The organism is Anaerospora hongkongensis, from assembly GCF_004339805.1.
In the GTDB taxonomy this organism is placed as follows: domain Bacteria; phylum Bacillota; class Negativicutes; order Sporomusales; family DSM-15969; genus Anaerospora; species Anaerospora hongkongensis.
Map to the genome: position 1 here is coordinate 101,003 of NZ_SLUI01000010.1, position 21,978 is coordinate 122,980.

At 44.0% G+C, this 21,978-nt stretch carries 21 protein-coding genes and 1 riboswitch; all 21 genes read left to right on the plus strand.

The annotated features are described in order from the left end of the window. The first annotated feature begins 43 nt into the window (after positions 1-43). The 21 genes from EV210_RS22710 to EV210_RS15365 all read left to right on the plus strand — a co-directional run bounded on the left by EV210_RS22710 (position 44) and on the right by EV210_RS15365 (position 21,891). Positions 44-181 carry a hypothetical protein gene (locus EV210_RS22710; protein WP_165898926.1) on the plus strand — a complete coding sequence of 46 codons (138 nt, stop codon included), beginning with the start codon at positions 44-46 and terminating at the stop codon, positions 179-181. A gap of 239 nt (positions 182-420) precedes the next feature. Further along, positions 421-1,620: an exodeoxyribonuclease VII large subunit gene (xseA, locus tag EV210_RS15270; RefSeq protein WP_132082214.1), complete on the plus strand. Its 1,200-nt coding sequence runs from the start codon at positions 421-423 to the stop codon at positions 1,618-1,620. Between the two features lie 5 nt (positions 1,621-1,625). After that, complete coding sequence (xseB, locus tag EV210_RS15275; protein ID WP_243650575.1) at positions 1,626-1,889, plus strand: exodeoxyribonuclease VII small subunit; 264 nt, start codon at positions 1,626-1,628, stop codon at positions 1,887-1,889. Then, the gene (locus tag EV210_RS15280; protein ID WP_132082216.1) at positions 1,883-2,761 is read left to right on the plus strand and encodes a polyprenyl synthetase family protein; all 879 of its coding nucleotides are present in this window, start codon (positions 1,883-1,885) and stop codon (positions 2,759-2,761) included. Before xseB ends, EV210_RS15280 begins: the two co-directional genes overlap by 7 nt. Before the next feature lie 11 nt (positions 2,762-2,772). Beyond that, entirely contained in the window at positions 2,773-3,231 is a 459-nt protein-coding gene (locus EV210_RS15285; RefSeq protein ID WP_132082217.1) for a divergent PAP2 family protein, read from the plus strand. Between the two features lie 50 nt (positions 3,232-3,281). Then, complete coding sequence (gene dxs / locus EV210_RS15290; protein WP_132082218.1) at positions 3,282-5,168, plus strand: 1-deoxy-D-xylulose-5-phosphate synthase; 1,887 nt, start codon at positions 3,282-3,284, stop codon at positions 5,166-5,168. Further along, complete coding sequence (locus EV210_RS15295) at positions 5,168-5,971, plus strand: TlyA family RNA methyltransferase (RefSeq protein WP_132082219.1); 804 nt, start codon at positions 5,168-5,170, stop codon at positions 5,969-5,971. Before dxs ends, EV210_RS15295 begins: the two co-directional genes overlap by 1 nt. Before the next feature lie 12 nt (positions 5,972-5,983). After that, the gene (locus EV210_RS15300) at positions 5,984-6,841 is read left to right on the plus strand and encodes an NAD(+)/NADH kinase (RefSeq protein ID WP_243650576.1); all 858 of its coding nucleotides are present in this window, start codon (positions 5,984-5,986) and stop codon (positions 6,839-6,841) included. A 26-nt stretch (positions 6,842-6,867) separates the two neighbouring features. Beyond that, positions 6,868-7,443, plus strand: coding sequence for a tRNA 5-(aminomethyl)-2-thiouridylate-methyltransferase MnmM (gene mnmM / locus EV210_RS15305; protein ID WP_243650577.1), 576 nt, complete (start codon positions 6,868-6,870; stop codon positions 7,441-7,443). Then, positions 7,415-7,867 carry an arginine repressor gene (argR, locus tag EV210_RS15310; RefSeq protein WP_132082221.1) on the plus strand — a complete coding sequence of 151 codons (453 nt, stop codon included), beginning with the start codon at positions 7,415-7,417 and terminating at the stop codon, positions 7,865-7,867. The genes mnmM and argR overlap by 29 nt, the downstream gene beginning before the upstream one ends. A gap of 26 nt (positions 7,868-7,893) precedes the next feature. Next, complete coding sequence (recN, locus tag EV210_RS15315) at positions 7,894-9,606, plus strand: DNA repair protein RecN (RefSeq protein ID WP_132082222.1); 1,713 nt, start codon at positions 7,894-7,896, stop codon at positions 9,604-9,606. 171 nt (positions 9,607-9,777) lie between these two features. Beyond that, on the plus strand, positions 9,778-11,133 hold the full coding sequence (spoIVB, locus tag EV210_RS15320; RefSeq protein WP_132082223.1) for a SpoIVB peptidase: 1,356 nt from the start codon (positions 9,778-9,780) through the stop codon (positions 11,131-11,133). A gap of 202 nt (positions 11,134-11,335) precedes the next feature. Beyond that, the gene (spo0A, locus tag EV210_RS15325) at positions 11,336-12,109 is read left to right on the plus strand and encodes a sporulation transcription factor Spo0A (protein WP_132082224.1); all 774 of its coding nucleotides are present in this window, start codon (positions 11,336-11,338) and stop codon (positions 12,107-12,109) included. A gap of 208 nt (positions 12,110-12,317) precedes the next feature. Continuing rightward, a riboswitch (Lysine riboswitch) is annotated at positions 12,318-12,496 on the plus strand. A 112-nt stretch (positions 12,497-12,608) separates the two neighbouring features. Next, positions 12,609-13,403 carry a 4-hydroxy-tetrahydrodipicolinate reductase gene (gene dapB, locus EV210_RS15330; RefSeq protein ID WP_132082225.1) on the plus strand — a complete coding sequence of 265 codons (795 nt, stop codon included), beginning with the start codon at positions 12,609-12,611 and terminating at the stop codon, positions 13,401-13,403. A 21-nt stretch (positions 13,404-13,424) separates the two neighbouring features. Then, positions 13,425-14,456 carry an aspartate-semialdehyde dehydrogenase gene (locus tag EV210_RS15335; RefSeq protein ID WP_132082293.1) on the plus strand — a complete coding sequence of 344 codons (1,032 nt, stop codon included), beginning with the start codon at positions 13,425-13,427 and terminating at the stop codon, positions 14,454-14,456. A 10-nt stretch (positions 14,457-14,466) separates the two neighbouring features. Continuing rightward, positions 14,467-15,687, plus strand: a complete 1,221-nt coding sequence (gene dapG, locus EV210_RS15340; protein ID WP_132082226.1) for an aspartate kinase — start codon at positions 14,467-14,469, stop codon at positions 15,685-15,687. A 13-nt stretch (positions 15,688-15,700) separates the two neighbouring features. Then, positions 15,701-16,585, plus strand: coding sequence for a 4-hydroxy-tetrahydrodipicolinate synthase (gene dapA / locus EV210_RS15345; protein WP_132082227.1), 885 nt, complete (start codon positions 15,701-15,703; stop codon positions 16,583-16,585). A gap of 239 nt (positions 16,586-16,824) precedes the next feature. Continuing rightward, entirely contained in the window at positions 16,825-18,489 is a 1,665-nt protein-coding gene (locus tag EV210_RS15350; RefSeq protein WP_132082228.1) for a ribonuclease J, read from the plus strand. 101 nt (positions 18,490-18,590) lie between these two features. Further along, a complete protein-coding gene (locus tag EV210_RS15355) occupies positions 18,591-19,379 on the plus strand; it encodes a ClpP family protease (RefSeq protein WP_132082229.1) in 789 nt (262 codons plus the stop codon). Further along, positions 19,379-19,618 (plus strand): YlzJ-like family protein, encoded by a 240-nt coding sequence (locus EV210_RS15360; RefSeq protein WP_132082230.1) that lies wholly within the window; start codon positions 19,379-19,381, stop codon positions 19,616-19,618. Before EV210_RS15355 ends, EV210_RS15360 begins: the two co-directional genes overlap by 1 nt. Positions 19,619-19,725: 107 nt before the next feature. Further along, positions 19,726-21,891 carry an FtsK/SpoIIIE family DNA translocase gene (locus EV210_RS15365; RefSeq protein ID WP_132082231.1) on the plus strand — a complete coding sequence of 722 codons (2,166 nt, stop codon included), beginning with the start codon at positions 19,726-19,728 and terminating at the stop codon, positions 21,889-21,891. Positions 21,892-21,978: the final 87 nt, after the last annotated feature.

Here is a 21,978-nt window from a genome sequence, read left to right on the forward strand (position 1 = left end):
TTTGCATAGTATATACCAAATGCAAATGCCGGAGGTGACTGCCATGCTGCTGTATACCCTTATTGGGGCAGTAATTGGAGTTATAGTTGGTCATATAGTACCACCGGGATATGTCTTCTGGTTTGTGGTGGGCACCATCAGCGGTTACTCAGCACAACGCTACTTTGGCCGCAGGTACTAGTACCTTGTCAGCCCTGCTCCAGTGAATGCTGACGGTCTATTTTTCGCAACCCTTCGTTGTCGTCAGTCAGCATACGTCCGGTATGCCGCGCTTCTTTGCCTTGGTTTGCGAAAAATAGCCTCGCCATCATCCTACGGTTTTAGAGCTGCAAAGGTACTAGGGGCTTTTTTATCAGCCTCTATTTTTTTTTTGCTATTTAGTATATCATTAGAATATAACTGTTAATTTAAGGTGAATTTATGCAGATTTTCTCAATCGGGGATGTTACGCGTTACATAAAACATATTTTAGACAGAGACCGTACCCTGAATTCTATTTATGTGCGTGGTGAAATTTCAAATTTTAAACGCCACTATTCGGGGCATTGTTATTTTACTTTGAAAGACAGCGATGCTACGATTAAAGCAGTTATGTTTCGCAGCAGGAGCCAGTTTTTAAAATATGAGCCGCGGGACGGTATGAAAGTGGTTGTCGGCGGCACAGTTACCGTGTTTGAACGTGATGGTCAATATCAATTATATGCTGATCAGATGGTTCCAGAGGGAGTTGGCGAACTAAGCCTGGCCTATGAGCAGCTTAAAGAAAAATTAACTGCTGAAGGGCTTTTTGAGGAAATGCGCAAAAGGCCTATTCCCGTTTTGCCGCGTGCAGTAGGCATTATCACTTCACCAACAGGGGCTGCGGTACGCGATATTATCACAGTTGCAAAGAGACGGCATCCCGGAATTGCGTTGGTGCTGTTTCCCGTTCAGGTCCAGGGAGGAGAAGCACCTGGACAGATCGTTGACGCTCTTCAAGCGTTTAATCTGTATGGGCAGGTAGATGTATTAATTGTCGGCCGCGGCGGCGGATCTTTAGAAGAATTATGGGCCTTTAATGATGAGAGGGTAGTTCGGGCAATTGCAGCTTCGCAAATTCCGGTAATATCCGCAGTTGGTCATGAAACAGATTTTACTTTGGCGGACTTTGCTGCTGACCGGAGGGCGGCAACCCCTTCCCAGGCAGCCGAAATCGTTGTGCCCGATATCTATGAACTGCGCAGGTATATACAGACCCTAGAAAGTCTAATGGGGACACATATGCAAGCAATTGTTAAAGAGAAGCGGCGCAAGGTTATGGAGTGCAGGCAAAGTGCTGCCTTACAGCGACCGATGAATTTACTTGCCGATAAGCAGCAGCAGGTGGATTTGCTGCGTCAGCGTCTTATACAAACCATGGAGCAGCAGTTAACCGCTAAGAACCATTCATTTTCTATTCAAGCAGAAAAGCTGGCTCTGCTCAACCCCCTTGCCGTACTGGCCAGAGGCTTCAGTATAACGCGTACCAGTGAAGGACAGATTGTCCGCGACGCGAGTCAAATCAGCAGTGAGCAAGAGCTGGAAATCCTTTTGGCCCAAGGGGTAGTATATGCTAGAGTTTGCTCGACAAAGGAGGCTTAATGGCTATGGAGGCTAAATTAAATGATATCAAAGACGTATGTTTTGAAGAAGCTCTTGGAAAATTAGAAGTAATTGTAAAACTGTTGGAAAAAGGCGAACTGAAGCTTGAAGATTCTTTGGACAAGTTTGCCCAAGGCGTTGCGCTTTCTCAGCTTTGCCTTACAAAACTAACTGTAGCAGAAAAGCAAATTGATAAGATATTGCAAAAGGAGCAGGGGATACTTGTTGAAAAACCGCTGCTGTTTTCTGAGGAGAAGAGTAAATGTTAAAACAGTATTGTAGTGAAAAAGCAGAACTAGTGGATGCTTCGTTAAAACAGCTAGTTCCAGCCGAACATGCCTATGCGCAAGTATTATTCGATTCTATGCGCTACAGTCTTTTCGCCGGCGGGAAAAGGCTTCGGCCCATATTATTGATGGCTGCTGCTGATGCGGTAGGAGCAGCGGGCAGTAATTATCTGCAGGCTGCGTGCAGCCTGGAAATGATTCATACCTATTCCCTGATTCACGATGACTTACCGGCAATGGATGATGATGATTACCGTCGTGGAAAGCCAACGAATCATATTGTATATGGTGAGGGGATGGCTATCTTAGCAGGTGATGCGCTGCTGACGGCCGCGTTTGAGGTTTGCTTATCGCAGCCTGGTGTTCAGCCTGCTGTATTACTAGAAGTGGCAAAAGAAGTGGCAAGGGCTGCCGGTGCAGTTGGTATGGTCGGCGGTCAGGCAGTGGATTTGCTGTCTGAGGGTAAAACACTGGATGCTCAGACGCTGCAATTTATGCATCAGGCGAAAACAGGCGCGTTATTTAGAGCTTCCATCCGTTCAGGCGCCATTTTAGCAGGTGCATCTGCCGCCCAGCTGGAGAATTTGACCATATATGCAGAACAATTTGGTCTTGCGTTTCAAATTACGGATGATATTTTAGATGTTGTCGGTACCCAGGAAAAAATCGGCAAACCCGTGGGAAGTGATGTGCGCAATCATAAGGCTACTTATGTGACGATATATTCCCTTGAAGGCGCCAATCAATTAGCGCAGCAGGCGGTAGATCGGGCTTTGGCCAGTTTGCAGGATTTTGGATCAGAAGCAGACATATTACGAAGTTTAGTCAAACATTTGCTGAATCGGGACAGTTGAGGTGTATCTTAGTGGCAGAATTCTGGGCAGCTATTGGTAAAAACGTCATTCTTATGACTGCATTCACGGCATGGGCAATTGCTCAAATCTTAAAAACAATTACTGCTTTTTGGAAACATGAAAAATTTAAGGCAGAGCGACTGGTTGGGGCCGGAGGAATGCCAAGTTCCCATACTTCGCTGGTAGTCAGTTTGGCAGCAGCAATTGGCTTTCATGACGGGGTCGAGTCTTCCTTATTTGCAGTGGCTGTAATTTTGGCCAGTATTGTCATGTACGATGCAGCAGGCGTCAGGCGTGCTGCAGGCAAACAGGCAAAAGTATTGAATAAACTAATGAAAGAGCTAAAAACCGATCATACGGTTCATGATACACGGTTGAAGGAATTACTGGGACACACACCGCTGGAAGTTTTGGCCGGGGCTGTACTAGGATTTTTTATCGCTTATATGTTTAGTGTATATTATAAATAAGGTATCAGTTTGTAGAAGATGATGCTTGATTGGAAAAGAGGGGATCCCATTTGGTCACTGTGCTGGACACGATAGAGCAGCCGCAAGACTTAAAAAAATTATCCTTCTCACAATTAGAGAAACTAGCCGGTGAAATACGGCATTTAATTATTCAGACAATCGCCAAAAATGGCGGCCATTTGGCGCCGAATTTAGGGGTTGTTGAGCTTACCTTAGCACTTCATAAAGTCTTCGACAGCCCTAAGGATAAATTTATCTGGGATGTCGGTCATCAGGCCTACATTCATAAAATACTTACAGGCAGGCGCACAAAATTTGGATCTATCCGTCAGCTAAACGGCATCAGCGGATTTCCCAAACGCAATGAAAGTCAGCATGATGCTTTTGGAACAGGACATTCGAGTACTTCCCTTTCGGCAGCGCTCGGACTAGCGTTGGCCAGAGACCTCTCGGGGCAGAAAAGCCATGTTCTGGCGATTATTGGCGATGGTTCTTTAACTGGCGGTCAGGCTTTTGAGGCCCTGAATCACGCCGGACATTTGGGCACGCGGATGACTGTTATTTTAAATGATAATGAAATGTCGATCGCAAAGAATGTAGGTGCTTTATCAGAGTATTTGTCCAAGATGCGGACAACATCTACGTATTCGAAAGTAAAGCATGATATAGAATATCTGCTTAGACGTATCCCGGCAATTGGTGACAGTGTTGCCAAAACTGCCGAAAGAGTGAAGGACAGCCTAAAGTATCTGCTTGTACCTGGCGTTTTTTTTGAAGAGCTGGGTTTTACATACTTAGGACCAATTGACGGACATAACATTAATTCTTTAATTGAGGTACTCCAGCAGACCAAGAATATTGACGGGCCTGTTCTTATCCATGTCATCACTCAAAAGGGAAAAGGCTACCAGCCGGCCGAGTGCAATGCTGCCCAATTTCATGGGGTTGGTCCCTTTTGCGTTGAAACAGGGGCGATTAGTAAAAGTAATGGCAATCCCACTTATACGGGAGTTTTTGGCGACACGTTGATAAAGCTTGCCGAATCAGATCCTGATATTGTTGCTATAACAGCGGCAATGCCGGAAGGTACGGGTTTGAAAAAATTTGCAAGTCAATATCCTAAGCGTTTCTGGGATGTAGGCATTGCTGAGCAGCATGCCGTAACTATGGCTGCAGGACTTGCTGCTGCGGGTAAAAAACCTGTAGTTGCGCTTTATTCTACTTTTCTGCAGAGAGCCTATGATCAGGTTTTACATGATGTATGCCTTCAAAAACTGCCGGTAATATTCGCACTAGACCGGGCAGGAATTGTTGGGGAAGACGGTCCTACGCATCATGGCGTTTTCGATTTTTCTTTCTTGCGGCATATTCCCAACATTATTGTTATGGCTCCCAAAGATGAGGCAGAATTGCGCAATATGATGACAACCGCAGTTCATACGAATGCTCCTGTTGCAATTCGCTATCCCCGTGGAAGCGGCACAGGCGCGGATATTACGAAAGAGCTTGAGATCCTGCCAGTAGGAAAAGCCGAAGAGCTGATTCACGAGGGGACGATGGCCCTGCTGGCCATCGGTGCAATGGTTGACCCCTGTTTGCAGGCTGCAGGGTTATTAGCCCAAAAGGGGATTTCCTGCCGGGTTATTAACGCCCGTTATCTTAAGCCGCTTGATGGCGAGTTGATTCGCCGCCTGGCACGTGAAACGGGTGCTATTGTGACGGTAGAGGATAACAGCTTAGCGGGTGGTTTCGGCTCGGCAGTGCTGGAATATATTAACACAAATAATCTTAATTGGGTAAAGATCCTCAGACTCGGCTGGTCGGACCAATTTATCGAACAGGGGTCACGGAGCGAACTGTTGGCTAAGTATGGTATGACGCCTGAAGGTATTGCTGAATCTGTGTATTCTTTTCACCAGCAGTTTGGAGTGCGTTAATGAAAGAGCGTTTGGATGTGTTGCTTGTCAGCCGCGGGCTGGTTGCCAGCCGTGAGCGGGCAAAAGCCAGTATCATGGCCGGTCTGGTTTATGTGGATAGCCAAAAAGTTGATAAGGCCGGCACTCTTGTACCGGTAACGGCAGATATTACTGTTCGCGGTGACAGTATTGGCTATGTCAGCCGCGGCGGATTAAAGTTAAAAAAAGCACTTGCCAGCTTTTCCCTTGATTTGCAAGGAAAAGTTATGGCCGACATTGGTGCATCTACAGGTGGTTTTACTGACTGTGCTTTACAAAATGGCGCTAAACGCGTGTACGCAATTGATGTTGGTTATGGTCAGTTAGCCTGGTCCCTGCGGACGGATGACCGTGTCATTAATATGGAACGTACCAATATCCGCCATGTGACGGTAGAGTCTCTGGGGGAGGTTTTGGATTTTGTATCAATTGATGTCGCCTTTATTTCGTTAGCGAAAGTATTGCCGGTAGTGAAGAGTTTGCTCGCTCCAGGCGGTACAGTGGTTGCATTAATTAAACCGCAGTTCGAAGCCGGCCGGGAAAAGGTAGGCAAGAAAGGCGTTGTAAAAGACCCGCTGGTACATAAAAGTGTGATTAAAAAAGTGTTAGATGAAGCACAAGAACTTGGGCTATATCCTGTTAATCTTACCTATTCTCCGGTAAAAGGGCCGGAAGGAAATATTGAATACCTGGTTTTATTAACAAATCAAGGAACAGAAGAAACGATAACACATACAAAAGTAGATGAAATCGTAGAAGAGTCACATTCCCAACTTATAGGATAGGGGAGAACTGCTGTGCAAATAATCGGTATTTATCCTAACCCGAAGAAGGCAGCTGTTAGTACCATTTTGAAGCATGTTATAGAGCATTGTGCGAAATACGCCATAAAAGTACTAATACCGGAAGAAGAGGCTATCGAACTTCATTACCCTGAGTTAGCCTGCAGCCGGAAAGAGATGCCTCATAAAATTTCGTTAGCACTTACCTTAGGCGGTGACGGCACGTTATTAAACGTTGCAAAAGAAGTTGCTTCTGCTGAAATACCGGTTTGCGGTATTAACCTTGGACAGCTTGGCTTTTTGACGCATATTGAGGTATCTAAGATTCAAGCCGGTTTGGACCAGTTATTTACCGGAGACTATCGAATTGAAGAACGGCTTATGCTCGAAACGGTAATAACCCGTGATCAGGAAGCGATAGCATTACCGCCTGCTCTTAATGACGTCGTTGTGGCAAAAGGTGGTTTTTCCCGACTTATTCGCTTAAATTTATTTATTGATGAACAGTTTACGGAAACGTATCCTGCCGATGGCTTAATTGTCGCTACTTCGACAGGATCAACCGGCTATTCTTTATCTGCCGGCGGCCCTATTATTAGTCCTAATCTAAAAGTTACTGTTATAACACCGATTTGTCCTCATTCTCTTAATGCACGCTCACTTATCATTTCTGAAGAAGAAATAGTAAAAATCAGCTTTCAGGCAGCAACTCATGATGACGTGGCACTGACTGTTGACGGGCAGAAGGTCTATAGCTTAATGGCTGATGATAGTATTTTAGTGCGTCGCTCGCCGCTCAGGGCACGGCTGGTACGTTTTTTGGATAATGGCTTTTACGAGACTCTTCACAGCAAACTGCGGCGAGATGATTGAATATGAGTTTTGCAGGAGCACTTAATATGGCGCACCAAGCTGTTTTGATGCGCTTAACTCAGGCAAAGTGTATTGTGGATGCAACTGCCGGCAATGGCAGGGATACGCTTTTTTTAGCGCAGCATTCCCGCGAGGATGCACGTATTTGGGCCTTCGATATACAGGAACAGGCAATTAACAATACCAGGCGATTGCTGCTCGACAATCGCTGCCTTACCAAAGTAGAATGTATTTTAGACAGCCACTGTACTATCGATCAATATGTTAAGGAAAAGGTTGATATTGTAACGTTTAATCTTGGTTATCTTCCTGGCGCTGATCATGCGGTCACAACGCGTGGACAAACCACTATTGAGGCAATCAACAAAAGTATTCAACTATTGAATAAAAATGGTATTATTACAATAGTAGCTTATCCGGGACATACACCAGGCAAAGAAGAAAATAATCAGGTTTTTAAACATGTAAGCAGCTTGCCGCAATCGGAATTTCATGTAGGCTGCTGGCAAATGCTCAATCAAGTAAACGAACCGCCTGTTTTATACGTAGTGGAAAAAAAGAGGGGTGAAGTGCGTGAAGGCTTTGCGTCACGCGAAGATTAAAGAGTTAGTAGAAAATCATGTTGTAGAAACGCAGGAAGAATTAGCTGAGGCACTTCGGAAAGACGGGATAGAAGTCACACAGGCCACCGTTTCCCGTGATATTAAAGAATTGATGTTGATTAAAGTCCCGACAGGAGAAGGCCGTTATCGTTATGCTGCACCGCCTGAACAAAATCTCATTTTTTCCCAGTCACGCATGGAACGAATATTTCAAGACTCAATCGTAGGCATGGACTATAGTCAAAATATTGTTGTTCTCCGTACGCTGCCTGGTGCAGCCAATGCCGTGGCCTCAACGATTGACCATGTTCGCTGGCCGGAAATTATGGGAACGGTCGCAGGTGACGACACAATTTTTATTGTTGTAAAGCCGCCAGAGGCAGCTCCTCAAGTACTGGCTAAATTTCACCGGTTATTGCAATAGTTTGGCTATCTTAAAGGAGAATTTGTATGCTAAAGTCATTACAAGTTGTCAACTTTGCTTTAATTGAGCAGGTAGAAATCGAATTTGTTACCGGACTCAACATTTTGACAGGTGAAACAGGCGCGGGAAAATCAATTTTGATTGATGCGATTAGTGTTGTTCTCGGCGGGAGAGCATCAGTTGATGCAATTCGTACGGGCTGCGACTTTTTTCGTGTTGAAGTCGTTTTTGAAATCGCTGCCAACGCTGCCGTCAAAGCCCTGATGGAAAAACAAAGTATTATTTTTGAGGAAGATACTCTTATTATCAGCCGCCGCGTAAGCCGAAACGGAAAAAATACAATTGTGATGAATGGCTGCCAGACTCCGCTTGCAGTTTTGCGGCAGTTTGGCGAGCTGCTTGTCGATATGCATGGCCAGCATGAAAACCAGGCGCTGCTTCGTCCGGGGGCTCATATGGCATTACTGGATGCGTTTGACGAACGAATTAGTGATCAGCTTGGCCGCTATCGGCAGGTCTATAAGCAGTGGCTTCGTATAACAGATGAGCTGGCCCAGTTGAGTGAACGATCACGCGAGCGGGAACAGCGTATCGATATGCTTACCTGGCAAACCCAGGAAATTGCTGCAGCTGCTCTTAAAGTTGGTGAAGAAGAGGAGCTGGAGGCACAGGTCACGGTTTTGGGGAATGCTGAAAAAATTGCCAAATCGGCTCAACATGCTCATGCACTATTAAATACAGGCAGTAAAGGAAGTTCCGGCATTATTGCAGCTTTGGTTGATGTAAAAAAAGAAATCGAGACTGTTGTCCGGTATGATCCCAAGTTAACAGCTTCGCTGACTATGATTCAGGAAGCCTTTTATCAACTGGATGAAGCGGCGATGGAAATAAGCAGTTATTGTGATAATTTTGAGTTTAATCCGCAGCGGCTTGCCAAACTGCAAGATCGTCTGGATATCATCTATAAGCTGAAGAAAAAATATGGTGCTTCTATTGAAGAGATCGTCAGCTATTACAAACAAGCACTGGAAGAATTGGCGCTAATTGATAATGCTGGTGAAAGAATTGCCGAACTTGAAAAAGACAGGATAACAAAGCACAAACAATTAGAGGCAGCAGCTGATGAACTGAATCGGCTGCGATGTGAAGCAAGTAAACTATTATCAAAAGAAATCTGCGGCCATTTAGCGGATTTAGGAATTCCCAATGCCCGGCTGCTTTTTGAGATCACCAGAACAAATGAGTATACGGGGACCGGTAATAATCAAGTGGTAATGCTGTTTTCCGCTAATTTAGGCGAAGAACTGAAGGCATTGCATAAAATCGCATCAGGCGGCGAATTGTCGCGGGTTGCACTTGCTATTAAAACAGTATGCGCTAGTCGTGATGATATTGATGTCATGATTTTTGATGAAATTGATGCCGGTATTGGCGGACAAACTGCTCAGATGGTTGCTGAAAAAGTAGCTATGGCAGCTTGTAATAAGCAGGTACTGTGCATAACTCATTTACCACAGATGGCCTGTATGGCCGACGGTCATTTTTATATTACGAAGGTGACCGAGGGGGATCGGACGTATACAACGGTTCATCAGCTGTCCGCTGATGAACAAATTATGGAAATCACTCGTATGATCGCAGGTAAAAGCATCACGCCAATTGCATTGGAAAACACCGCCCAATTGGTCGCTGCAGCTAAAATAAAAAAAGAAATATGGAAAAATAAAGCGCAAGCGTGAGCTTGCGCTTTATTTACGTGTAAAATCAACGTTAGCAGCCATATTTGACAATCTATGCTAATAACTCCGGAATAATCCGCTTTTTTTTCGGGAATCTTTAATTTACGATCAAAAAAAACAACAGCAAGTCAAAGGATTAAATTAGTAACCAAAGGGAGTGATGGCACAAATATGAAAGGCATTTGCCGGCGATCAATAGTAGGCCTGTTCATTGCAACACTCATTGTTGCCTTTGCTTTTTCTCCACAATTCCGTCATATTTACGGCCTTCCTCCGCACATGCGCGTTATTGAGGGCGAAACGGCCTTGTTTACGGTCAATTTCCCCTTAACAGTCACCGTAGACGACGGTAAAAATGAAGCCGTTCGTCTGCAATCACCGTTATCCGCTTTTTCGCTTTCCCGTCCTGTCTCTTTAGAATCAGTCAACCGTGGCAAAGCAACTGTGGATTTTAAATTATTGGGTTTGATTCCCGTACGCACAGTGGAAGTAGATGTGCTGCCATCGCTTAAAATTGTTCCTGGCGGTCATTCAATTGGAGTAGTGCTGCATTCTCAAGGCGTTATAGTGGTAGGTATATCGCCGGTATTAAGTACCAATGATCAATACGTCACGCCTGCTAAAGACGGTGGAATTGTCGTAGGAGATGTGATGCTCAGCATTAACGGCAATCCTGTGCAAAGTGATGCGCAAGTGGCTGAGCTTATTGACGAGAGCGGCAGGAACAAACAGCCTATTGATGTATTAATTAAACGTGGCGATAATCGCCTGCATGTCAGCTTAACACCTGTTTTATGCAAGGATACCAAAAGATACCGGATAGGATTATACGTTCGCGACAGTGCGGCCGGCGTTGGTACATTAACCTTTTTTGAACCCCAGTCGCAAAATTATGGTGCATTAGGACATGTAATCACTGACAGCGATACTAACCAGCCGATTGACTGTAATCAGGGAAAAATCGTTTTAGCAACCGTCTCAGGAATTCAGCATGGCAAAAGAGGACAGCCTGGTGAAAAAATTGGTGTTTTCATTGAAGAAAGCCAGTTGTTGGGAGATATTAAAAAAAATACCCCGTTTGGTATTTATGGAAACTTGAATACACCGATCGAAAATAACTTGTATCCTGAAGCTTTGCCTGTTGCGTCTATGAGTCAGATCCAAACAGGTGAGGCGGAAATACTGACTGTTGTTGATGGTCAAACCATCGAGAAGTTTTCAATTGAAATACAAAAAGTTAACTATCAAGAAGCCCCCGAAGGCAAAGGCCTGGTTATTAAAGTTACCGACCCGCGGCTATTGGATAAAACAGGCGGAATCGTTCAAGGGATGAGCGGAAGTCCTATTATTCAAAATGGCAGAGTGATCGGCGCAGTTACTCATGTTTTTGTTCATGATCCAACTCGCGGCTATGGCACGTTCATTGATTGGATGCTAATGGAAAGTGGGCTCATTCCTCCCAAAAATAAGCAAACCGCTTATAAATTATTCAGCTATCAAAAACAAGCAGAACTGTTGATTTCTTAAAAAACAGGAAAGATCATTACGACCGCGCTCTGCATTGAGTGGGAATAATGGTCTTTTTTGCCGTTAAACGTACTATTTCTCACAGCAAAGTGAAATATAGTATACAATGTGAAGAAATTTGGATTTTTTTCCAGTAAAGGAAGGAATTGACGTAACTTTGTCGAATTTGAAAATTGTAAAACGATGCAGGGAGGATGTTCAAGTGCTCAAAGAACGAATCAAAGTGGCGTTTGCGGATGATAATAAAGAATTCTCCGAAATCATGAACGAATATCTCAGCCAGCAGCCTGATATTGAAGTCGTAGGGGTTGCTTATAATGGCGAACAAATCATATCGATCATCGAGGAAAAGAAGCCGGACGTCATTATTCTGGATATAATTATGCCCCATTTGGATGGCATTGGTGTATTAGAACGGATTAATACTGCCGGTGGCAAACGGCCTAAGATTATTATGTTGACTGCCTTTGGTCAGGAAACAATTACGCAGCGTGTTGTTGAATTAGGTGCTGATTATTATGTGCTAAAACCATTTAATATGGAAGTTTTAGTTAGCCGAATCAGGCAGCTTGCCGGGATGATAACCGCACAGCGTCCGCAGGTTACGGCGCAGGCGATCAAAGCAAAGTCGGTTGATGTAGAAGTTACCAATATCATCCGAGAAATAGGGATACCAGCACATATTAAAGGCTATCAATATTTGCGTGATGCTATTATGATGATTATATCAGAAGTCGAGCTGCTTGGGGCAGTTACAAAAGTTTTATATCCTATGATAGCCGAAAAATATTCCACTACTCCGAGCCGGGTTGAAAGAGCAATTCGTCATGCGATCGAAGTTGCCTGGAACAGAGGGAATATTGATATGATTAACCGCCTATTCGGCTACACCGTAAAACTCGAAAAAGGCAAACCGACAAATTCGGAATTCATGGCAATGATTGCCGACCGTTTGCGCATGGAAATGCGGGCGTAACACTTAGCATTAAAGGCTGCCTGAAATAATAGGCGGCCTTATTTTATTAAGAGAATTTGCTTTTTGGGAATCAGGGAATGCGGCAAGAGGAAACAGGAATTTTTTAGATGAACTGTAAAATACAAATAAAAAGTTCAAAACTTTGTTGACTTCCATGTAACCATTATTATACAATGAACGTAAAATAAATAGACCTCATCCTGTACAGGGTTAAGGTAGAGGTGCGGTCAACAGGAGTACTTTCAGGAAGAGTGGTGTCGATGAACTGGAAGAAAAGGGTTGATTGCCGAAGTGTGAAATGATGCCGGTCTTTCACACTGGTTTTACATCGAATAGGTGCTAAAACTGTCACTGAAGGTTGTTCTTTGGTGGAGCGCTATCTCACTAGGATAAAGGGAAATCACTGTATTTTTCTATGTCCTTTATTTCTGCCTATATAAGGTAGTCGGTGAGATTAGCTCTACCGACTGCCTTATTTTAATTTTCGGAGGTGGCTTTTGTGATTCGCGTATTGGTTTGTGGAGCTTATGGAAAAATGGGTAGAGAGGTTTTAAAGGCAGTACATACAGATGATCAGTTGCAGCTTGTTGGGGCTGTTGATGTAAAATCTGACTTAACCGATGCTGGTGACTTGATTGGTATTGGAAAAATTGGCGTAATTATCGGTAACGATTTGCAAACAATAATTAATGAAACAAAACCACAAGTCATGGTTGATTTTACTAGGCCGGAATCAGTACTGAACAATATCCGGATTGCTTTGAACAGCGGAGTATGTCCCGTAGTTGGTACTACTGGCCTGTCAGAAGAAAATCTAACGGAAATCCGTGAATTATGTACAAAAAACGGAGTCAATGCACTTATTTCACCAAACTTTTCAGTTGGTGCTATTTTAATGATGAAATTATCGCAAGACGCCGCTAAATATTTTCCCCATGTTGAAATAATTGAACTGCATCATGATCAAAAGCTGGATGCTCCATCGGGCACTGCCTTGCGCACAGCCGAGCTTATTGCTCAGAAGCGGGGAGTTCTTCAGCAGGGTCATCCTGATGAAGAAGAAAAGTTAGCTGGAGCCAGAGGGGCAAATCTTGCTGGAATCCACCTGCACAGCGTACGCCTGCCAGGTTATGTAGCCCATCAGGAAGTAATATTTGGCGGCCTGGGACAGACACTTGTCATACGTCATGATTCAATTTCCCGTGAGTCCTTTATGCCGGGCGTTGTACTAGCCTGTAAAAAAGTGCTGACAATAAGCGGCCTGGTGTGTGGTTTGGAACATGTAATGGATTAAATGCTGAATGGAGTGGTAATGATGAAAAAGTATAATGTAGCAATTTTAGGCGCTACTGGAGCAGTCGGGCAAGAATTCTTAAAATTGATTGAAGAAAGAGAATTTCCCTTCGCCAATTTAAAATTGTTGGCATCAGCACGTTCCGCTGGTAAAACCATTGACTTTATGGGACAGACGTATGTTGTAGAAGAAGCAAAACCTGAATCATTTGAGAATGTGGAGATTGCCTTGTTTGCCGGTGGAGCAGCCAGTAAAGCACTTGCTCCTGAGGCAGTGAAACGGGGAGCAGTTGTTATTGATAATTCAAGTGCATTCCGTATGGATCCGAATGTTCCGCTTGTCGTTCCAGAGGTTAATCCTCAGGCAATTCATGATCATCAGGGCATTATAGCAAATCCAAACTGCTCAACAATCATCATGGCAATGGCATTAAAGCCTATTTATGACCGGGTAAAAATAAAACGGATCATTGTATCAACCTACCAGGCAGTTTCCGGGGCAGGTAAAGAGGCTATCGATGAGTTAAATGAACAGGTGCAGGCAACAATCGATAACCGTCCTATCGTTGCCAATATCCTGCCTAGCGCAAGCTTGCCTAAACACTATCAGATTGCCTTTAATCTCTTACCGCAAATTGACGTTTTTCTGGAAAATGGCTATACAAAAGAAGAGATGAAAATGGTTCATGAAACACATAAAATTCTCGGAGATTCTACTATCGGCATAGCGGCAACAACTGTCCGTGTTCCTGTTTTCCGCAGCCATTCAGAATCTATTAATATTGAGCTTGAAGGTCCTTTATCCGTTGAAGATGCAAAACAGCTTCTTGCAGCTTTTCCGGGGGTTATTGTTGAAGATAACCCAGATGAAATGATCTATCCGATGCCATTATATACTTCAGACCGAAATGAGGTTTTTGTCGGCCGCATTCGTAAAGACAGCTCCGTACCTCACGGCCTCAACATGTGGGTTGTCGGTGATCAGATAAGAAAGGGCGCAGCTTTAAATGCCTTGCAAATTGCCGAATATATGATTGAGCAAAACTTAATTTGAGGTGCAAAGAATGCGTATTATCGTGCAAAAATTTGGGGGGACATCAGTCGCCTCACCGGAAGTTCGACAAATGGTTTTGGCAAAGATTGAACAGGCACGTCAGCAAGGTTATCGTCCCGTAGTGGTAGTTTCCGCTATGGGACGTAAAGGTGACACCTATGCAACAGATACCTTGATCGGCGTGGCAAAAAATGCTTATAAGCACATTGCCGCAAGAGAACTTGATCAAATTATGTACTGCGGTGAAATGATATCGGCCGTTGTTATGGCTGGCACAATGCAAGCTGCGGGTATCGATGCGGTTATGCTGACCGGTGGCCAGGCAGGGATGATCACTGATAATAATTTTAATAATGGACGTATTTTAAAAGTTGACCCGACGCGAATGATTAATCTTTTGAAAATAGGAAAAACGCCGGTTGTCTGCGGTTTTCAGGGGATGACTGTTGATGGGGAACTGACCACACTGGGGCGTGGCGGCAGCGATACTACTGCTGCGGCATTGGGAGCGGCTCTTAATGCAGAATTAGTTGAAATTTATACCGATGTGGACGGCATAATGACCGCTGATCCACGAATTGTTAAAAATGCCAAAATATTAGACCAAATTAGTTATGGTGAAGTTTGTCAGCTGGCTCATCAGGGGGCAAAAGTTATTCATCCGCGGGCTGTTGAAATTGCTATGCAAAAAAATATTCCGCTTGTGGTTAAATCTACATTTTCTGATGCGCCAGGCACATTGATCACTAATGTTGTTCAGCAGGAAACCAGTGAAACAGCCGTGTCTGATCGTGTAGCAACAGGAGTTACATACCTGCCTGGGGTTATGCAGATTAAGGTTATTTTAGAGGCCTCAACGACTCACAATGAAAGTTTTAAAGTATTTCGTGCTATGGCCGAAAGTGGAATCAGTGTTGATTTAATAAATGTGCATCCGGGGTTAATCATGTTTACGGTTATGGAAGACGTAGCAGATGCGGCAACTGTTAAGTTAGCTGCTCTTGGCTATCAGGTCGAAACCACTCGCAACTGTGCCAAAGTATCGGTAGTAGGCGGCGGAATGCGTGAAGTTCCTGGAGTGATGGCCAATTTTGTTGAAGCGTTATCTTTTAACGATATACCGATTCTGCAGACGGTCGATTCTCATACATCCATTTCAGTTCTTGTTAAAAACGATGATGTCAATAAAGCTGTTACGGCCTTGCATGAACGGTTCGGTTTATCCAATTAAAGGGGAGGATAATATGAAAGATTTCGGAAGAATTCTAACGGCTATGGTTACCCCATTTAATTCTGACCAAACTGTAAATTATGCTGCAGCAGCGCAATTAGCCCAATATCTTGTTGCAAATGGTTCTGATGGAGTTGTGGTTGCTGGAAGTACCGGTGAGTCTGCAACACTAAGCAATGAAGAGAAACTCAGGTTATTTTCAAGTGTGCTGGATGCTATTGGCGATAAAGCTACGGTGATTGCCGGCACAGGGTCAAATGATACACGTGCTTCCATAGCACTAACGCAGGCAGCTGAAAAGCTAGGTGTCCATGGTGCTATGCTTGTCGGTCCCTATTATAATAAACCAACTCAAGAGGGCTTTTACCAACATTTTAAAACAATTGCCGATTCCAGTGCTTTGCCTTTCATTGTATACAACGTGCCAGGCCGTACAAGTTCCAATATTTTGCCGCCAACTATTGCACGGCTTACTGCATGTAAAAATATTATCGCTGTTAAGGAAGCCAGTGGAAGCCTTGATCAGGTTTCCGAAATTATTCGGATTACACCAGAGGGCTTTTTAGTATATAGCGGCGATGACGGCCTTACTTTGCCGGTGTTAGCGGTTGGCGGAGCAGGGGTAATTAGTGTTGCCGGACATATTGTTGGTAAGCAAATGAAAGAGATGATTACAGCCTTCTTCCAGGGGGATCTGGCAAAGGCTCAAGCAATTCATTTAGAGCTTCACCCGTTTTTCCGGGCTATTTTTGTGACGACTAATCCTATTCCGATCAAAACAGCAGTTAATCTAATTGGCTTGAATGCGGGACCGCTTCGCTTGCCGATGGTGGAAGCAACCGACAGTGAAGTGGATTATATAAAAAAAGCGATGCAGGATGTTGGCGCTTTGGCGTAAAGTTCAGCCATCCCCTTTTAGGGGATGGCTGAAGTATTTATAAGGGGAATTTGCATATAATAACCTAGTATATTTGCCACTTGTTGTAAATGCCAGAATACGATATAATAAAAATCAAGTGGACGGAACGGCGTAGTCCTTAACTATTTCGACATGGGCGGCGGTATAGAGAAATAGGGTTGTCTTTTCGCTGTTTTTTGCTTTATTTTACAATTGATCTTTCGGAGGTGTAACTTTTTTTGGCCAAATTACCGCAAAAATTACAGATAATTCCTCTTGGCGGGCTTGGTGAGATCGGAAAAAATATGACTGTCGTTCGTTGCGGGGACGACATCATCGTAATTGATTCGGGTCTGATGTTTCCGGAGGATAGCATGCCGGGTATTGACTTAGTAATACCTGATATTTCCTATTTGCTCGAAAATAAGGATTTAGTACGTGCTATTATTTTAACTCATGGACATGAAGACCACATTGGAGCCTTACCTTATATACTGAAGCAATTGAGCGTACCTGTTTACGGAACACGGCTGACTTTGGGAATCGTGGGTAACCGGTTAAAAGAAAACAATATTGCCAACAGTGCTTTACATACTGTCGCGGCAGGTGATGAAATTGTTTTAGGACATTTCAAAATCGGTTTTATCCATGTCAATCATAGTATTGCCGATTCTGTGGCGTTGTCGATAAAAACACCGGTGGGGACGATTGTTCATACCGGGGACTTTAAGTTTGATCAGACCCCTGTTGATGGCCGGAGCAGTGACTTGCATAAGTTTTCGGAGTTAGGTGATCAAGGCGTTCTCGTTTTGCTTGCCGACAGTACAAATGCCGAACGTCCTGGCTACACAATGAGTGAACGAACGGTGGGGGCAACCTTTGAAGAAACATTCCGGACGGCACGCGAACGCATTGTTATTGCTACTTTTTCTTCCAACATCCACCGCATTCAACAAGCAATTAATGCTGCTTGTAAATATAACAGAAAAGTAGCCATCTTAGGTCGCAGTATGATTAATATTGTCACTATCGCGATTGAACTCGGACATCTGCATATTCCGGACGGCGTATTGATTGATATTGATGAAATAAACAATTACCCGCCTTCAGGAATTGTCATTATAACAACAGGCAGTCAGGGAGAGCCAATGTCGGCGTTGACGCGCATGGCGATGTCGGATCATAAAAAAGTCGATATTGCTCCGGGGGATACGATAATTATTTCCGCAACACCTATTCCCGGTAATGAAAAACTGGTATATCGTAATGTTGACCACCTTCTCCGCCAAGGTGCTGAAGTCGTTTATGAGTCTCAGGCAGGTATTCACGTTTCCGGTCATGCCAGCCAGGAAGAGTTAAAATTAATCCATAACCTAGTGAGGCCCAAGTTTTTTATACCCGTTCACGGAGAATACCGCCATTTAATTAAACATGCTAAGTTAGCACAGGATTTAGGAATGGCTAGGGAAAACATCTTCCTGGCTGATAATGGATCCGTTCTCGAATTTACACGTGAAAAGGGACAGTTGAGCGGCAAAGTAACAGCTGGCAGTGTCCTTGTTGATGGACTAGGTGTTGGTGATGTTGGCAATATTGTCTTAAGAGACCGGCGCCAGTTATCTCAGGATGGTATACTAATCATGGTTGTTACAATGGATAAAGAAAGTGGTTCGATACTGGTCGGACCTGATATTGTGTCGCGTGGCTTTGTCTATGTACGGGAATCAGAGCAATTAATGGAAGAGGCAAAGGAGCGTGTAAAGCAGGCTCTGGAAAAATGTGAGGTCAATGGTATTACCGAATGGGCTTCGATTAAAACTAGTGTCCGTGAGGTATTGGGGAAATATTTATATGAAAAAACACGCCGCCGGCCTATGATTTTACCAATAATCATGGAAGTCTGATCCAAAACCGAGGTTAAATCCTCGGTTTATCTTTTTGATTTCGGTATGAAACTTGAATCCGGGTCCATACTAGTAAGGATATTACTAGTTGGAGGGAAATTATGATAGATAATGACAACCCTGTTATAGCTCCTCCTGGAACAAATCCGGAAAATCCCACTGAGCCGGCTTTACCGGCAGAGACACCCAAAAAACACCGGTCAGCTTCAGCAAAAAAAGGGACAGCCGTCGAAAATATTCAGGAACTCGGCAGTACTGAGGTGCCTACTGCTAAATCAAATGTCCATGTAATGACAATTATCGGACAAATTGAAGGCCATATGGTGCTTCCACCTCAGAATAAAACCACAAAATATGAACATATTATGCCGCAACTGGTTGCTATCGAGCAAAATCCGGAAATTGAAGGGTTAATGCTGCTGTTAAACACGGTTGGGGGCGATGTTGAAGCCGGTTTGGCGATTGCAGAAATGATTGCCAGCATGTCTAAGCCGTCCGTTTCCATTGTTCTCGGCGGCGGACACAGCATCGGTGCTCCGATTGCCGTGTCAGCCACCTACTCATTTATTGTAGAAAGTGCCAGCATGACAATCCATCCGATTCGACTTACCGGAATGGTTATTGGCGCTCCCAGTTCTTTTGACTATTTAGAGAAAATGCAGGATAGAGTTAATAAATTTGTTGTAAGCCATTCCAGTATCAACGAAAAGAAATGGAAAGAACTATTGTTTAAGACAGGAGAGCTTTCCCGCGATATTGGCACGAATGTTGTCGGCAAGGACGCGGTTCATTACGGCCTAATCAACGAAGTCGGCGGTGTTTCTAATGCGCTTGTCAAACTACAGCAGTTAATTAAAGCCCAAAAGGAAAGTAAGGGGTTGAAGCAATAATGGTATTATGGACCATTATCCCTTCTGAACTTATTTTCCAGGAGCAAAGCGCGGCGGTAGCGCCTGTCTATGAAGAAGTCGATTTGGCCGGTAAGAAAGTTATTGTGGAAAGGTGTTCACCTAACCAGTCAAAAATTGTTAAACTAATATCCACCTGCCCTGATGATTATCTGTTGGCAGAGTTCCAGCCGGGAACTTTGTTGACTTATAAACCATCTTACGAACAGACAACTAGCTAAGAAAAGAAGGGAAAAGCTTTCATGTGGAGAGCTTTTCCTTTTTTATGGAAAAGGAAAGGGATTTAAATAAATTTGTCGAATATACGTAATTTCAGAGGTGGTGCGGCTTGTTGAAATGGATTACAGAGTCTAATTCGGAATTAAAGTATGAATTGTTAGGACTATTGTATATAACCGCAGGACTTATATCTTTTATCAGCTTAATTGGTTTTCATGCCGGACCTGTTGGTATCTTTATCAGTAAAATGCTGAAGTATACTTTTGGTGTAGGAGCAGTCATTTTACCTATAGTTGCCATTCTTATCGGTTCCCGGTATATTTGGAGCCGCCAGCCAATTGTTTATTCCGCAAGATTTTGGGGGCTTGCTTTACTTTACTTTTTATTGCTGACTATCTACCATCATTTTGTAATCGCTGAAAGCAAAGAGATTTTACCGGAGAGTCTTGTTCCTGGTGGCGGATTCATCGGTGGAATTACCTTGTTTTCACTTCGCAAATTATTTGGGTTAGACGGCAGTTTAATTGTACTGATTGCATTATCAATTTCTGCCTTGCTTTTGGCTACTACATGGTCCTTGGCAAAAGCTTTATTACTGGCTAAAGAAAAGGCTGCAGACAGCTTACAGACCGCTAAAGAGGCCATTGCCTGTACTTATGAACAGATGGCAGAGCATTATGAAGAGAACGAGCGGTCAAAAACCGTATTCTATAATCAAGAGAAAGAGCAGACTGAGCGTTCAGCAGCACCCCCACGGGTTAATAAGCCGGTTATTATACCGGATGAACCGCTTGTAACTGAAGATGCGGATATGCCAAATTCGGTACCGGCCACAGTTACTCCTGTGGCTGGAACTCAGCCTTATACGGTTCCTCCGCTTACCCTATTAAAGAAGTCACTAAAGCCAAAACAAAATAAAAGTAAAGAAGTCGGCGATAATGCCCGGATTCTCGAAGAAACGCTAGCCAGCTTTGGGATAAGTATAAAAATCGTGAATACATGCCAGGGACCGGCAGTAACCCGTTATGAGCTTGAGCCTGCCCCGGGAGTAAAAGTGAGCAAGATTGTCAATTTATCAGACGACATTGCATTAAAACTGGCAGCTCCGGGTGTGCGCATTGAAGCTCCAATTCCTGGCAAGGCCGCAATCGGGATTGAAGTTCCTAATAAGGATGTTGCCAGTGTACATCAACGCGAAGTGCTGGAAAGCGAAGAATTTCAAAAAGCCCCTTCCCGCCTGACCGTAGCCTTAGGCAAGGATATTGCCGGTATGCCGATTATAGCAGATTTGGCCAAAATGCCTCATTTGCTCGTTGCAGGTGCCACAGGTTCCGGGAAAAGTGTGTGCATCAATACGTTAATTACCAGTATTTTATTCCGTGCACACCCGAGCGAAGTGAAGTTTGTATTGATTGATCCCAAAGTTGTTGAGCTTTCTAATTACAACGGCGTACCTCATTTATTGACTCCGGTAGTAACGGATGCTAAAAAAGCGGCAGCAGCTCTACGCTGGGCTGTTCAGGAAATGGAGCGGCGTTATGCCTTGTTTGCCTCTACAGGCGTAAGAGATATCAGCCGGTATAATGAAGTTACCGTCGATGACAAGCTGCCGCTGATCGTCATTATAATTGATGAATTAGCTGATTTAATGATGGTTGCTCCTGTTGATGTCGAAGATGCGATTTGCCGTTTAGCACAAATGGCTCGCGCTGCCGGACTTCATCTGGTGCTTGCAACCCAAAGACCTTCTGTTGATGTCATTACCGGTACGATAAAAGCAAATGTTCCTTCCCGTATATCCTTTGCTGTATCCTCACAAGTTGATTCACGTACAATACTGGATATGGCCGGTGCAGAAAAATTACTTGGAAAAGGAGATATGCTGTTTTATCCCGTAGGAGCTGCTAAACCTCTCCGGGTTCAAGGCGCTTTTATTGCGGACAACGAAGTAGAAGAGCTAGTTACGTATATCAAACGTCAGGCTGAACCGGAATATACCGAGGAAGTTACTGCTGGCTGCCCAGAAGCCGCTGACGATAAAGAACAGGACAAGTTCGAAGATGAAATGCTGGAAGAAGCTGTGCGAATGGTCCTCGAAACCGGGCAAGCCTCTGTATCTATGCTGCAGCGTAAATTTAGGATTGGCTACACGCGAGCTGCAAGATTAATTGATACTATGGAAGAATTGAAGATAGTCGGCCCCAATGTAGGCAGTAAGGCAAGAGAAATAATCATGACATCTGACCAGGTTTATACGAAATATTTCAGGCAATAATAGTATAAAGAGTTAATTCCGTAAGATAATTAATGCTGACCGATACAGCAATCACGGCAATAATTGATTTTGTACAATAGTTGGAGG

Bases quoted from the DNA above. Each gene is read 5' to 3' on its own strand.
- mnmM (WP_243650577.1), top strand. From the start codon at position 6,868: ATGGCGCACCAAGCTGTTTTGATGCGCTTAACTCAGGCAAAGTGTATT.
- EV210_RS15335 (WP_132082293.1), top strand. From the start codon at position 13,425: ATGAAAAAGTATAATGTAGCAATTTTAGGCGCTACTGGAGCAGTCGGG.
- dapG (WP_132082226.1), top strand. From the start codon at position 14,467: ATGCGTATTATCGTGCAAAAATTTGGGGGGACATCAGTCGCCTCACCG.
- xseA (WP_132082214.1), top strand. From the start codon at position 421: ATGCAGATTTTCTCAATCGGGGATGTTACGCGTTACATAAAACATATT.
- xseB (WP_243650575.1), top strand. From the start codon at position 1,626: ATGGAGGCTAAATTAAATGATATCAAAGACGTATGTTTTGAAGAAGCT.
- EV210_RS15295 (WP_132082219.1), top strand. From the start codon at position 5,168: ATGAAAGAGCGTTTGGATGTGTTGCTTGTCAGCCGCGGGCTGGTTGCC.
- dapA (WP_132082227.1), top strand. From the start codon at position 15,701: ATGAAAGATTTCGGAAGAATTCTAACGGCTATGGTTACCCCATTTAAT.
- EV210_RS15360 (WP_132082230.1), top strand. From the start codon at position 19,379: ATGGTATTATGGACCATTATCCCTTCTGAACTTATTTTCCAGGAGCAA.
- EV210_RS15280 (WP_132082216.1), top strand. From the start codon at position 1,883: ATGTTAAAACAGTATTGTAGTGAAAAAGCAGAACTAGTGGATGCTTCG.
- EV210_RS15355 (WP_132082229.1), top strand. From the start codon at position 18,591: ATGATAGATAATGACAACCCTGTTATAGCTCCTCCTGGAACAAATCCG.
- spoIVB (WP_132082223.1), top strand. From the start codon at position 9,778: ATGAAAGGCATTTGCCGGCGATCAATAGTAGGCCTGTTCATTGCAACA.
- recN (WP_132082222.1), top strand. From the start codon at position 7,894: ATGCTAAAGTCATTACAAGTTGTCAACTTTGCTTTAATTGAGCAGGTA.
- EV210_RS22710 (WP_165898926.1), top strand. From the start codon at position 44: ATGCTGCTGTATACCCTTATTGGGGCAGTAATTGGAGTTATAGTTGGT.